The organism is Brenneria rubrifaciens (assembly GCF_005484945.1).
GTDB classification, from domain to species: domain Bacteria; phylum Pseudomonadota; class Gammaproteobacteria; order Enterobacterales; family Enterobacteriaceae; genus Brenneria; species Brenneria rubrifaciens.
Map to the genome: position 1 here is coordinate 1546787 of NZ_CP034035.1, position 14018 is coordinate 1560804.

The window sequence follows — 14018 nt, forward strand, 5'->3', positions numbered from 1 at the left end:
ATGATGGCGCTTTGATAGCCACTATATTTGTTAATTTTATCTATTAATTAGAAGTATTTTTAACAGGGTAAAACAGGCGTTCATGAACGTTGACGGGAAGAGATGTTGGATTCTTACTTATCCTCAGGAATCCAACATCTCCCGAACAACGAATTGGCGAGCCGTGGTTTGGTTGTTTTACGCCGCCAGCGTATGTTGAGCCATACTGGTTAATAACGATTCGATAAACTCAATACGTAGCGGACGGGCGCTCAGGTCTTTAATAAACTTCAGACGCGCCGGGCCGTCCAGTCGGTAGGTGCCCGGTTCGCGTTGCAACAAACCAATCAAGTGGGATGGGTCCACGCGATTCTTTTCACCGAATTCGATGAAACCGCCTTTCTCGTTGCCTTCAATACGTTTGATTCCCAGCGCCTGCGCCTGCTGACGCAGCGCCGCGACCTGCAACAGATGGCGCGTGGCATCGGGCAGTTTGCCGAAGCGATCGATTAGCTCAACTTTGAGTTCGTCCAGTTCACCCGTATTTTTCGCACTGGCAATGCGCTTGTAAAAGGATAAACGCGTATTGACATCGGGAATGAAATCTTCCGGCAGCAGGGCTGGCAACCGGAGTTCTACGTCCGTCTGGCTGCTGATTAAATCTTCCAGCGAAGGCTCCCGTCCGGCTTTCAAAGCGTCAACGGCGTTTTCGAGTAGTTCCATATACAACGAGAATCCGACGCTGGTCATCTGCCCGCTCTGATCTTCACCCAGCAGTTCACCCGCGCCACGAATTTCCAGATCGTGCGTGGCTAGGGCAAAGCCCGCGCCTAAATCCTCCAGTGAGGCGATGGCTTCCAGGCGTTTGTGTGCGTCGGTGCTCATGGCTTTGGGGTTTGGCGTCAACAGGTAAGCGTAGGCCTGATGGTGCGAGCGTCCTACGCGGCCGCGTAGCTGATGCAATTGTGCCAGTCCGAAGTGATCGGCCCGTTCGATAATGATGGTATTGGCGCTGGGAATATCAATCCCGGTTTCAATAATGGTGGTACATACCAGCACGTTGAAACGCTGGTGATGGAAGTCATTCATCACGCGTTCCAGATCGCGCTCGCGCATCTGCCCGTGACCGATGGTAATACGGGCCTCCGGCACCAGTTCAGCCAGCCGCTGCGCGGCTTTTTCGATATTCTCCACATCGTTGTAGAGATAATAGACTTGGCCGCCACGCAGCACCTCGCGCAGAATCGCTTCGCGAATTACCAGATTATCGTATTCGCGAACAAAGGTTTTCACCGCTAAACGGCGTGCCGGCGGGGTGGCGATAATCGATAGGTCGCGCATGCCGCTCATGGCCATATTCAGCGTACGGGGAATCGGCGTGGCGGTTAGCGTCAGAATGTCCACGTTGGCGCGCATCGCTTTTATTCGTTCTTTGTGGCGAACGCCAAAACGGTGTTCTTCGTCCACGATCAGCAGGCCGAGATCGTGCCAGCAGACGTCGCTCTGCAACAGTTTATGCGTACCGATCAGAATATCGACTTTACCTTGCCGCGTTTCTTCCAAAATTTGGGTTTGCTCACGCGCGCTGCGGAAACGGGAAATCATTTCGATTTTCACCGGCCAGTTGGCAAAGCGATCGCGGAAGTTATCGTAATGCTGCTGAGCCAGCAGCGTGGTGGGCACCAGCACGGCCACCTGCTTATGGTTTTCTACCGCCAGGAAAGCGGCGCGCATGGCCACTTCGGTTTTACCGAAGCCTACGTCGCCGCACACCAGCCGATCCATAGCCAGCGGCTGGCACATGTCGCTCAGGACGGCATTGATGGCCTGAGCCTGATCCGGCGTGGTTTCAAAAGGGAAACTCTCACAGAAAAGCTGATACTGCGTTTTGTCATGCTTGAATGCGAAACCGCTTTTGACGGTCCGTTGCGCATAGATATCCAGCAGTTCCGCGGCAACATCCCGCACTTTTTCCGCCGCTTTCTGCCGCGCGCGCGACCAGGCATCGCCGCCGAGTTTATGCAATGGCGCGCTTTCGTCAGCGCCGCCCGCATAGCGGCTGATGAGGTGCAGTGAAGACACCGGGACATACAGCTTGTCTTCCCCGGCGTAGGTCAAAATCAGGTATTCGGCTTTAATGCCGCCGGCTTCCAGCGTCGTCAATCCGGCGTAGCGTCCCACACCGTGTTCCAGATGCACCACGGGTTGACCTGAGCTGAGCTCCGCCAGATTGCGGATCAATGTGTCAGTATTGATGGTTCGCCGATTGTCCTGACGGCGGCGGCTGACGCGTTCGCCCAGGAGATCGCTTTCGCAGATCAACGCGCGTTGACGCTGAGTGTCGATAAAACCATGTTCACTGGCGCCGATGATTAAACTGGTGGTTCGATGCTGCGCCTGTCCCAGACGGGCAATCGGCGTAGGATTCAGCTTGATGCGCGCCAGCAGTTCCTGAAGGGTTTCTCGCCGGCCTTCACTTTCAACGGAAAAAATCACTTGTCCGTCATGCTGTTCAACGAAAAATTGTTCTATAAAACGGCGCAGCGTATCCAGCGGGGCTTTGTGTTGAGGCTGAATCGCCAGATCCGGCAGCGGCAGATAACCCAGATTCGCATGGGCCGCTTTTCCCGGCAGGGTATCGGTACGCAGGTGAACTCGCGGCCAGTTTTTCAGTTCCGAAAACAGCATATCAACCCGCAACCACAGCGACTCAGGCGGCAGCAGCGGACGCATCGGGTCAACCCGGCGGCTCTCGAAACGCTGTCCGATATCCTGCCAAAAACGCTCGGCGCCCTGTTGGATATCGCCGGTGTTGACGAGCAGCGTATTTTCCGGGAAATAGCTGAACAACGCCGGTAAGGGCTGACTGAAAAACAGCGGCTGCCAATACTCAATACCGGCGGGCCAGACGCTTTTGCTGACCTGCTGATAAATATGCTCGGCATCACGACGGACTTCAAATCGTTCGCGCCACTGGCTGCGGAAGCATTCAATCGCGGTTTTATCGGTAGGGAACTCGTGGGCGGGCAGTAAATTGATTTGCAGAACTTCATTCAACGTACGCTGCGTATCCACATCGAACAGCCGCAGGCTGTCAATCTCATCGTCAAAGAAATCAATACGGTAGGGTTCTTCGCTTCCCATAGGGAAGAGATCCAGCAGCGCGCCGCGGGTGGCGTATTCGCCGTGCTCCATGACCTGGTCGACGCTGCGGTAGCCCGCCTGTTCCAACTGGGTTCGTAATTTGTCGCGCGATAAATGCTGACCTTTATTCAGCATCAATGCATGGCCGTGCAGAAACGCGTGAGGGCACACGCGCTGCATCAGCGTATTGACCGGCAGGATTAAGACGCCGCGCCCCATCTGGGGAAGCTGGTACAGCGTCGAAAGCCGGGTTGAAATGATTTCCTGGTGGGGAGAAAAACTGTCGTAAGGTAAGGTTTCCCAATCGGGTAAGGTGGTAACGCTGTGCTCGGTAAACTGCTGTATTTCATCACGCAAACGCAGCGCATTTTGCATATCTGGGGTGATAAGAACGACCAATCCATTATGGCGGTCAATGATCTCTGCGCATTCTACGGCGCAGGCCGCACCGGTCAACTGACCCAGCAGGCGTTGCTCACCTGCTCTGAGCGGCAAAGAATAGCGATATTTTTCAGGCATAATCTGATTATCAGGTCTCGACCCCGGTATCCGCTAAGAAAAAGCCGGAGAGTGAGGGTGTTAGGGTTCCATAAAGCAGTACTACCCTTTATTATCCTTGAACACTTTGCTTTGGCAACCTTATCCAGACGGATTTCATGTATCAACCTGTCGCATTATTTATTGGCTTACGCTATATGCGTGGGCGAGCATCAGACCGCTTCGGGCGGTTTGTCTCCTGGTTATCGGCAATTGGCATCACGCTTGGCGTCATGGCGCTGGTGACCGTTCTTTCCGTTATGAACGGGTTTGAGCGCGAGTTGGAGAACAACATTCTGGGGCTGATGCCGCAGGCGTTGATTACCACTCCCCAGGGATCGCTCAATTCCGAGACAATCCCTTATTCAGCGTTGAGTTCGCTATCGGGCGTGCGCCGCATCGCCCCGCTAACCACGGGCGAAGTGGTGTTGCAAAGCGCCCGTAGCGTATCCGTCGGCGTTATGCTGGGTGTGGAACCGAGGGAGCCTGATCCGTTGTCCCGCTATTTTGTCGACGTGCAGCAGCAAACTTTGCAGCCGGGGCGATATCAGGTCATTTTGGGTGAGCAGTTGGCGCTGCAATTGGGGGTCAAACGTGGCGATCAACTGCGCCTGATGGTGCCGAGCGCCAGCCAGTTGACTCCGATGGGGCGCATCCCCAGCCAGCGAATTTTCACCGTGGCGGGTACGTTTGCCTCCAATAGCGAAGTTGATGGATATCAGTTGCTGGTCAATCAGCAAGATGCTTCACGTCTGATGCGTTATCCGGCGGGGAATATTACCGGTTGGCGTTTGTGGCTGGATAAGCCGTTAACGGTGGATGTGCTGAGCACGCAGCCGCTGCCCGCCGGCGCCGTCTGGAAAGACTGGCGCGAACGCAAAGGCGAACTTTTTCAGGCGGTGCGGATGGAAAAGAATATGATGGGCCTGTTGCTGAGCCTGATTATCGCTGTGGCGGCGTTCAATATTATTACCTCATTGGGTTTGTTGGTGATGGAAAAACAGGGAGAGGTCGCGATCCTGCAAACGCAGGGACTGACCCGGCGTCAGGTTATGACGGTGTTTATGGTGCAAGGCGGGAGTGCCGGAATTATCGGCGCATTGCTGGGGGCGATATTGGGCGCGTTATTGGCCGATCAGCTTAATACGCTGATGCCCCTGCTGGGATTATTGATTGACGGGGCCGCCTTGCCTGTTGCGATAGATTCGCTACAGGTGACGACCATTGCCCTGAGCGCCATGCTGATAGCCCTGTTATCCACGCTTTATCCGTCCTGGCGCGCCGCCGCCGTTCACCCCGCTGAGGCCTTACGTTATGAATGATTTACCGTTATTGCAGTGCAATAACCTGTGCAAACGCTACCAGGAAGGAAAATTGTCAACGGATGTTCTGCGCAATGTCACGTTCGAGATATGCAGCGGCGAGATGATGGCCATTGTCGGGAGTTCAGGTTCCGGTAAAAGCACGTTATTACATCTGCTGGGCGGGCTGGACTCGCCAACGTCGGGGGAGGTGATTTTCAAGGGGCAATCGCTTAGCGGGTTGACCGCTGGAGCCAGGTCCGAACTGCGCAATCGCGAACTGGGCTTCATTTATCAGTTTCATCATCTGTTGCCGGATTTTACCGCGTTGGAAAATGTGGCCATGCCGTTGCTGATTGGCCGCGTCCCGACGGCGCAGGCGCAGGACAAAGCGCGCGAAATGCTGGCTGCGGTAGGGCTGGAAGCGCGCAGTCACCACCGTTCCTCTGAATTGTCCGGCGGGGAACGTCAGCGCGTCGCCATCGCCAGAGCGCTGGTCAATAGCCCGTCACTGGTGCTGGCGGATGAACCCACCGGTAATCTTGACCAACGTACCACGGATACCATCTTTGAACTGCTGGGCGAATTGAACGTCCGGCAGGGGACGGCTTTTCTGGTGGTGACCCATGATCTTCAACTGGCCGGCCGTCTGTGCCGTCAGTTAGAGATGCGGGATGGTCACTTGCAACAGGAACTGACGCTGATGGGAGCCAGGCAATGACATTTCCTCCGCTTTCCCTGCGGATTGCGCTGCGTTTCAGTCGCGGCCGTCGGCGCGGCGGCATGGTTTCGCTGATTTCAGTGGTTTCGACCGTCGGTATCGCGCTGGGCGTTGCGGTGCTGATTGTTGGCCTGAGCGCGATGAACGGTTTTGAACGGGAGTTGAATAACCGCATTCTGGCGGTTGTCCCACACGGCGAGATAGCGCCAGTTAATCAGCCCTTTGACGGCTGGCAGGCGCTGTTGCCCAAAATTGAGAAGGTGCCGGGCGTCGCGGCGGCGGCGCCTTACATTAACTTTACCGGCCTGCTGGAAAACGGCGCCAATCTGCGCGCCATTCAGATTAAAGGAGTTGATCCCCGCCAGGAGAGCCGCCTCAGCGCGTTGCCGTCGTTTGTGATGAATGGCGCCTGGTCGCGTTTCCGTGCCGGCCGGCAGCAGGTCATTATTGGTCAGGGCGTGGCGAAAGCGTTGAATGTGAAGGAAGGCGATTGGGTCACCGTGATGGTGCCTAACAGCGAGCCGGATATGAAGCTGATGCAGCCCAAGCGCATCCGTCTGAATGTCGGCGGCATTTTGCAACTGAGCGGTCAGCTCGATCACAGCTTGGCGCTGGTGCCGCTGGCCGATGCGCAGCAATATCTGGCTATGGGTGACAGTGTAACGGGCATTGCCATCAAAGCCGAAGACGCTTTTTCCGCCAACAAACTGGTGCGTGATGCGGGCGAAGTCACCAATGCCTATGTCACTATTCGCAGTTGGATTGGCGCTTATGGCTATATGTATCGTGATATCCAAATGATCAGAACCATTATGTATCTGGCGATGGTGCTGGTGATTGGCGTGGCCTGTTTTAATATTGTCTCGACGCTGGTGATGGCGGTGAAAGATAAGAGCGGTGATATCGCGGTGTTACGTACGCTGGGCGCACCGGATGGTTTAATCCGCGCTATATTTGTCTGGTACGGCTTGCTGACCGGTTCGCTGGGCAGCGTGAGCGGCGTGGTGGTCGGCGTGCTGGCGGCATTACAGCTCACCAACCTTATTAGCGGTATTGAGTCGTTGATCGGTCATCGTTTCTTGTCAGGCGATATCTACTTTATTGATTTTCTGCCTTCGGAGTTGCATGCGGCGGATGTGGTCAGCGTATTGGCAACGGCGCTTTTACTCAGTCTGGCTGCCAGTTGGTATCCGGCCCGGCGCGCCAGCCGGATCGACCCGGCCAGAGTATTGAGCGGGCAATAACCTTGCATCAGCATACCAAGTGGCTGAGTCGTTATTCGCCATCCATTTAAGGGGCAGTGATGTATTACGGTTTTGACATGGGCGGCACAAAGATTGAATTGGGTGTATTTGATGCCGAACTCAATAAGGTATGGCAAAAGCGCGTGTCCACGCCGCGCGATAATTACGACGAGCTATTGAATGCGTTTGTCGCGTTGGTCAAAGAGGCCGACGCGCGGGTGGGTACGGCCGGTCATGTCGGCATTGGTGTGCCGGGTATGCAAACGGGTGATAACGGCGTGCTGTTTACCGCCAATTTGCCGGCGACCAGGGGACGTCCGCTGGGCGCTGACCTGAGTGATTTATTGCAGCGCGATGTTCGCATCAACAACGATGCCAACTGTTTTGTGCTGTCGGAAGCCTGGGATGCCAGGTTTCGTTCCTACCCGGTGGTGCTGGGGATGATCCTCGGTACCGGCGTCGGCGGAGGGCTGGTGGTCAATGGCCGTCCGGTAGAGGGATGCAACGGCATTACCGGCGAGTTCGGGCACTTCCGGCTTCCCGTGGACGCGCTGGAGATCCTTGGCGTCGATATTCCGCGCGTGAAGTGCGGGTGTGGTCAACTGGGGTGTATTGAAAACTATATCTCCGGCCGGGGCTTTGAATGGCTTTATTCGCATTTCTACCAGGAGACGCTTCCGGCCATCACCATCATCAGGCACTATCGCGCGGGTGAAAGTAACGCGCTGGCGTTTGTCGATCGGTTCATGGATTTGCTGGCGGCCTGTTTGGGTAACTTGCTGACCATCTTCGATCCGCACCTGCTGGTACTTGGCGGCGGGTTATCGAATTTTGACGAAATTTATCAGATATTGCCAATGCGTTTACCTTCCCGGCTGTTACCAATTGCCAAACTGCCACGGATTGAAAAAGCGTGTTACGGCGACGCCGGCGGCGTTCGCGGCGCGGCTTTGCTACACTTAATGGATAATTAGCAGGAGCATAGATTATGCATACGCATCAACGATTGGGACGCTTTCACAAAGGGAAACGTATGCGACAGCAGCGCCTGCGTGCACGTATTTTTCATCGAGACTATCTGGCGGCGAGCGAAGTGAAAAAACCACGTATTGTTGTGTTGACCGGGGCAGGCATTTCCGCGGAGTCAGGGATTCGCACCTTTCGTGCGGCCGATGGTCTGTGGGAAGAACATCGCGTTGAAGACGTAGCAACCCCAGAAGGGTTTGTGCGCGATCCGCAACAGGTTCAGGCATTTTACAATGCGCGTCGCCGTCAACTTCAGCAGCCTGAGATTATGCCTAATGCGGCGCATCTGGCGCTGGCGAATCTGGAAGCCACGCTGGGGGATAACTTTCTGCTGGTGACCCAAAATATCGATAATCTGCATGAGCGTGCGGGCAGTCAGCGTGTGATCCATATGCATGGCGAACTGCTGAAAGTACGCTGTTGTCAGAGCGGGCAGGTATTTGACTGGACCGGCGATCTATCCGCTGACGAACGCTGCCACTGCTGTCAGTTTCCTGCGCCTTTGCGTCCGCATATCGTGTGGTTTGGCGAAATGCCGTTGGACATGGATAAAATATATCAGGCGCTGGCGCAGGCGGATTACTTTGTGGCCATCGGCACATCCGGGCATGTTTACCCCGCCGCGGGCTTTGTGCATGAGGCAAGAGCGCATGGAGCCTATACAGTTGAACTGAACCTCGAACCGAGTCAGGTGGAAAGCCAGTTTGACGAGAAGATCTACGGCCCGGCCAGTATTGTCGTGCCTGAGTTTGTCGGCGCCTGGCTGACACGGCGTAAAAGCATCCGATTTTAGCGGCTACCCGATTTAGGTTCTTGCCGTAAACGGTCGTTGTAACATTCGTTGACCTGATCGAATGGCAAGGTTGCCGAATGGTTAAAGAAGCAGAATTCGCTTTCGCGGCAGTAAGCATGCGTTGCTGCCTGTGCCGGGCGCTTGGTTTGGGAATGTGTGGCCCGCGCCGTGAATCGTTGGAAAATAGTCAGCATAATAGTGTCCTTGCGGCAATCAGAGCGATGCGTGTTTTTTAAGCGTAGCCGATCTTTGACCGTTCACCGAATGACAAATATCACAAGCGGTAGGACATTGTTCTTCCGCTGTTTTTCTTCTGTTGTCATCCCCCCAATAGCCGGTTCTGGCCGTCAGCGTATTGAAAACAGTAATGACGGTATAAAATCGTTTAACATAGCCGCATTGAGGAACCGCGCCGTAGCCAGTTGTCCCGTATGGCAATACGGCCCGTTTGTTTTTTTATTGCTGGTGGATAATGCAGCCATTCAATCCGGGGTATACCCAGTTAACAAGACAGCAGCGTATTCAGGATCGCTGGCGGCTGACCATTCTGTTGTGTCTGACGATCACGATCCTGATCGTCAGCCTGTGCGCCGGTGATCGCTGGATTTGGCCGTTCTCCTGGCTGGAGGATTCCCAACAGATGTTTGTCTGGCAATTGCGTTTGCCCAGAACGCTGGCTGTGCTGCTGGTTGGCGCGAGTTTGGCGATGGCGGGAGCGGTGATGCAGGCGATATTCGATAACCCGTTGGCGGAGCCGGGCTTGTTGGGCGTGGCCAATGGCGCGGGCGTGGCGCTGGTGCTCACGGTGCTGCTGGGGCAAGGACGGCTGCCGATTTGGGTGCTGAGCCTGAGCGCCATCGCCGGCGCACTACTGATTACCTTTCTGCTGTTGCGCTTTGCCCAGCGGCATGTGTCGAATGCCCGGCTGCTGTTAATCGGCGTGGCGCTCGGCATTATCTGTAGCGCGATCATGACCTGGGCGGTCTATTTCAGCACCAGTCTTGATTTGCGCCAACTGATGTACTGGATGATGGGCGGTTTCAGCGGTATCGACTGGCGTTATGGCTGGCTGATCGCGGCGCTGTTGCCGTTCCTGGTGTGGCTGAGCCGGCAGGGTACGGTGCTCAATTGGCTGGCGTTGGGCGAAGTGCCGGCGCGCCAACTGGGGGTTTCCGTTTATCGCTGGCGTAATATTCTGGTGTTGGTGATTGGGGGGCTGGTGGGGCTGAGCGTTGCGCTGGCCGGCGTGATTGGGTTTATTGGCTTGATTATTCCGCATATGTTGCGCCTGTGCGGTTTGACCGATCACCGGTATCTGTTAACCGGCTGTGCGTTGGCAGGCGGCGCCATTCTGATGCTGGCGGATACCGTGGCGCGTATTGTACTGGTGTCGGCGGAGTTGCCGATTGGGGTGGTTACCGCTACGCTGGGATCGCCGTGGTTTATTTGGTTGCTGTTACGTAACAGGCTTTAGTCGAGAGCCAGGCAGCCCTATGACTGACGGTATTGATGAGTCACAGAATAAAAGGATCAAGACGATGAGTAATGAAATCTACGCCATTCCGCTCAACACCATCGAAGGGGCGGCCGCCACGCTTGAAACCTATCGGGGAAACGTCGCTTTAATCGTCAATGTTGCCTCGCAGTGCGGTCTGACGAAGCAATATGACGCACTGGAAAAGATCTACGAAACCTACCGCGATAAAGGGTTCGTCGTGCTGGGGTTCCCCTCGAATGAATTTGCCGGGCAAGAGCCGGGCAGTGACGAAGAGATTCAGGCGTTTTGCCGGGGTACCTTTGGCGTGCAGTTCCCCATGTTCAGCAAGATCGAAGTCAACGGCGCCAACCGTCATCCGCTCTATCAGGTATTAATCCGCGAACAACCCAAAGCCAGCGGCTCCATGCTGAGCGGTTTTTATGCTCGTCTGGTTAATAAAGGCCGCAAGCCAGCTCATCCCGAAGATATTTTATGGAATTTTGAAAAATTCCTGATTAATCGTCAGGGACAGGTGATTCGGCGTTTTGCACCCGATCTGACGCCCGATGATTCAATGATTATTGAAGCGATAGAAGAGGCGCTGGCAAAGTAATTGAGTCAGGACGATGCGCCGTTATTAAGGCTGAGGCAGGCCGGCGTTATGCCTCGTCTCTCTCCGGCTGATGCCGAATGTGGCGCGGGTGAGCTGTTGCATATTATCGGTCCGAACGGCGCCGGGAAAAGCACGCTGTTGGCGCGCTTGGCCGGGTTGCTTGCGGGTGAAGGGGAGATTTATTTGGCAGACGCGCCGCTTTCTCAATTATTCCCTCAGGATCTGGCGCTTCAGCGCGCCTATCTGACGCAACAGCAGCCGCCTATGGCCTTTATGCCGGTATTCCAGTATTTACGTTTGCATCAACCGCCGATGGCCGGTGAAGACGATCTTGAGGCCGTTGTGTGTTTTCTTGCCGACCGTCTGGCGCTGGCGGATAAGTTGACCCGGCCGTTAACCCGTCTCTCCGGCGGTGAATGGCAGCGGGTACGGCTGGCCGCCGTGTGCTTGCAGATTTGGCCGACGCTGAATCCGCATGCCCGCTTGCTGCTGCTGGATGAGCCAGCTAATAGCCTGGACGTGGCGCAACAGGTGGCGTTGGATGAATTGCTGCGCCAACTTTGTCAGGCTGGCATTACCGTTATTCTTTGTGCGCACGACCTGAATCATAGTCTTCATCATGCCGATCGCGTCTGGCTGATCGCTGCCGGGCAGCTTATCGCGCAGGGAAAGACGGATGACGTGATGGACCCGGCGTTGCTGTCGCCGGTATTTGGCGTGGGTTTTCAGCGTCACGTTGTCGATGGCTGTCATTGGATTATCCCGCACGGCGCCTGACTTGCCGGCAGCCCAAAATCGGAAAAATCGTCTTTACTTGCCAGCTATCGCCGTTATGTCTAAATTAAACTGAAATATCATTCTGATAGATAACATTCTCTGGGTGCATCAGGCATTCGCGGGTTTTCAGGTGACGAGCATGATACGGTTAAGACATCTATTGGTATGGGTAAGCCTGATCGTGGTCGGGTGCAGCAGTCATAACGGCCCGCCGCCAAATGCACGTCTGAGTGATCCCATCATGGTGGTGGCGCAGTTGAACGATCAGCTTAGAGAATGGTACAGAACGCCTTATCGCTACGGTGGTCTGGATCGTAACGGCGTTGATTGTTCCGGCTTTGTTTACGTGACATTCCGCGATCGTTTCGGCTTGCAATTGCCGCGCAGCACGCAAGATCAGACTGAGCTGGGTGAGCGGGTCGATCGCGATAGTCTGTTGCCGGGCGATCTGGTCTTTTTCAAAACCGGTAGTCGCGGCAGCGGATTGCACGTGGGCATTTATGATTCGGACGATCAGTTTATCCATGCTTCCACCAGTCGGGGCGTTATTCGCTCATCGCTGGAAAACGTTTACTGGAAACGGGCGTACTGGCAGGCCCGCCGTATCTGATCTTAGTCCCACATGGCATGGAACGGGTATGTCTTCTCTGCGTTTGTCACTTTCCGATCCCTTCGACCCCTGCTTCATTCCTGGCGCTGGAAACGCCGCAAGGGAGTTGCAAAATCTCTGGGTCTGCCTACCGTGAAACGAAGGATCGCGGTTTTCAGCATGAAACATGACTGCTAAATGCAGATTTAAGCCGTCTGGCGGATTATTTGAGTCCTGATATCAAAAAGCTACAGGCTAAGGGAATTGCATTCGTCCGTTCACGGGTGGCGAATCTGGTTGAACTTTTGCCGACTATCGATCGCGACGGTGTGAGTCAGTCGATTAAACAGGCATTTTTTGACCATTATGGCGAACGTTGCGAACCCGAAATCATCTCACCCGCCGTGTTTCCCGATTTACCCGGATTCAGCGAGCAGTTTGCGCATCAAAGTTGCTGGGAATGGAATTTGGGGCAAGCGCCAGATTTCTTTCCTTTATTAGCTAACCGTTTTGCCTGGAGGAGCGTAGAATTACATTTTGATGTGGAGCGAGGCATTATATTCCGTGCTCAAATATATACTGATAACCTCAATCCGGCGCTACTGTAAGCGTTGACGATAGAATTTCAGGTACTGTATAGCGGCCAGAAAAAATGGCCCGTATTTGCCAGCAATTAATAAGAATATTCTCAGAACAACAGAATGAATTGCAGCAACACGAAGCATGGTTAGCAGAAAGTCTCCGTTAATGAGCGAATATTTCAGTTCATGGGCGGTAAAAAATCCGAAAAATGCAGCTCAGAACCCTTTATTTTGGGCAATTAAAATCCCAGGATAACTTTTTTAATCTATATAACATCCGGAATTCATAGCTGAGAAATTGAATAAGTAACCTGATTTTTCAGATAAAATTCTTCCTCGGCTCCTGAAGTAACAAGGCATTTTATTTGTTTTCATCTGCTGACGATCCGGTTATGCAATTGATGCGGAAAATAAAGGCGGCTTGTGGCAGATAATTATTGATTTATAATGACTCCATCACTGATTAATCCTAATTCAATAATATGCTGATTCGGTTAGATGTAGACTATGTTAGCGACTATATTTTCTGGCCTATTTATAATCTGGATGGGACACTGTTGGCCGTGGAAATGATTAGTCGGTTTAATAGTGTTTCTGGTAATTTAAGTATACCTTCCGATATACTCTCTACCATGTTAAGTCCAGGTCAACAATATGATTTAATTAGAGAAAAAATTAACTTCATAACAAATAAAGCCGTATGGTTTTTTGATAATAATATTATTTTAGTCATGAGAATTGATCAGGAGTTAGTAAATATAATTATTAAATCAGATACGCTGCGTAATGAAGTGAAAAGTCTTTCTTTCATTCAGTTGGAAATTAATGAGTTTTTCCCAAATCTGTCACAGGGAAAAGAAAACGCCGCATTGGTCAGCCTGAGCAACTCGTTTTCTCTTTGGCTGGATAACTTTGGGTCAGGAAAAATTAATCTGAAGCCGTTAAACGATGGATTACTGAGCTGTGTCAAAATGGATCATAGCTTTACTGAGCATCTATTATCCCGCGCTGAAAACGCATTGATTATGGCGCAGTTATTGCGGATCATAAAAACCCATTATCAGGAAGTGAGGGTTGTTGCTAAAGGTATCGACACACCGGAGCATTTGAATAAAGTCAAAAAACTGGATATTGATGCGATACAGGGAGAGCTGTGGCCGGCCGTTCATTTTGATGAACTGGCGATACAGGCGGATTTCTTTCCCTAAATCTCATCGCACGGTTTTTCTTTTCCAG

The 14018-nt window shown here is 53.4% G+C and carries 12 protein-coding genes and 1 pseudogene; 11 read left to right on the plus strand and 2 right to left on the minus strand.

The features are described 5' to 3' along the window. Positions 1 to 177: 177 nt before the first annotated feature. Positions 178 to 3642: a transcription-repair coupling factor gene (gene mfd, locus EH207_RS07275; RefSeq protein ID WP_137713376.1), complete on the minus strand. Its 3465-nt coding sequence runs from the start codon at positions 3640 to 3642 to the stop codon at positions 178 to 180. 137 nt (positions 3643 to 3779) lie between these two features. Here mfd and lolC point away from each other — a divergent pair, with 137 nt between their 5' ends. The 5 genes from lolC to cobB are packed head-to-tail and all read left to right on the plus strand — an operon-like array spanning position 3780 to position 8745. Then, positions 3780 to 4982 carry a lipoprotein-releasing ABC transporter permease subunit LolC gene (lolC, locus tag EH207_RS07280; protein ID WP_137713377.1) on the plus strand — a complete coding sequence of 401 codons (1203 nt, stop codon included), beginning with the start codon at positions 3780 to 3782 and terminating at the stop codon, positions 4980 to 4982. Further along, entirely contained in the window at positions 4975 to 5682 is a 708-nt protein-coding gene (gene lolD / locus EH207_RS07285) for a lipoprotein-releasing ABC transporter ATP-binding protein LolD (protein WP_137713378.1), read from the plus strand. Before lolC ends, lolD begins: the two co-directional genes overlap by 8 nt. Beyond that, on the plus strand, positions 5679 to 6926 hold the full coding sequence (gene lolE / locus EH207_RS07290) for a lipoprotein-releasing ABC transporter permease subunit LolE (RefSeq protein WP_137713379.1): 1248 nt from the start codon (positions 5679 to 5681) through the stop codon (positions 6924 to 6926). The genes lolD and lolE overlap by 4 nt, the downstream gene beginning before the upstream one ends. Positions 6927 to 6985: 59 nt before the next feature. Then, a complete protein-coding gene (gene nagK, locus EH207_RS07295) occupies positions 6986 to 7900 on the plus strand; it encodes an N-acetylglucosamine kinase (protein WP_137713380.1) in 915 nt (304 codons plus the stop codon). Between the two features lie 14 nt (positions 7901 to 7914). After that, complete coding sequence (cobB, locus tag EH207_RS07300) at positions 7915 to 8745, plus strand: Sir2 family NAD+-dependent deacetylase (protein WP_137713381.1); 831 nt, start codon at positions 7915 to 7917, stop codon at positions 8743 to 8745. Here cobB and EH207_RS07305 read toward each other — a convergent pair. Next, positions 8742 to 8939, minus strand: coding sequence for a hypothetical protein (locus EH207_RS07305; protein WP_137713382.1), 198 nt, complete (start codon positions 8937 to 8939; stop codon positions 8742 to 8744). The genes cobB and EH207_RS07305 overlap by 4 nt on opposite strands. Before the next feature lie 278 nt (positions 8940 to 9217). On the opposite strand from EH207_RS07305, the gene btuC reads away from it, so the two are divergent. The 6 genes and pseudogenes from btuC (at position 9218) to EH207_RS07335 (ending at position 13990) form a co-directional block, all read left to right on the plus strand. Then, positions 9218 to 10219 carry a vitamin B12 ABC transporter permease BtuC gene (btuC, locus tag EH207_RS07310; protein ID WP_137713383.1) on the plus strand — a complete coding sequence of 334 codons (1002 nt, stop codon included), beginning with the start codon at positions 9218 to 9220 and terminating at the stop codon, positions 10217 to 10219. Between the two features lie 64 nt (positions 10220 to 10283). Continuing rightward, positions 10284 to 10835, plus strand: a complete 552-nt coding sequence (locus EH207_RS07315) for a glutathione peroxidase (RefSeq protein WP_137713384.1) — start codon at positions 10284 to 10286, stop codon at positions 10833 to 10835. Between the two features lie 48 nt (positions 10836 to 10883). After that, complete coding sequence (gene btuD, locus EH207_RS07320; protein ID WP_246048949.1) at positions 10884 to 11612, plus strand: vitamin B12 ABC transporter ATP-binding protein BtuD; 729 nt, start codon at positions 10884 to 10886, stop codon at positions 11610 to 11612. Between the two features lie 139 nt (positions 11613 to 11751). Then, entirely contained in the window at positions 11752 to 12222 is a 471-nt protein-coding gene (locus EH207_RS07325) for an NlpC/P60 family protein (RefSeq protein ID WP_137713386.1), read from the plus strand. Positions 12223 to 12302: 80 nt separating this feature from the next. Beyond that, a pseudogene (locus EH207_RS07330) lies at positions 12303 to 12949 on the plus strand (lipoyl protein ligase domain-containing protein); the annotation flags it as partial. Positions 12950 to 13264: 315 nt separating this feature from the next. After that, on the plus strand, positions 13265 to 13990 hold the full coding sequence (locus EH207_RS07335) for an EAL domain-containing protein (RefSeq protein ID WP_137713387.1): 726 nt from the start codon (positions 13265 to 13267) through the stop codon (positions 13988 to 13990). The last annotated feature ends 28 nt before the right edge of the window (positions 13991 to 14018 follow it).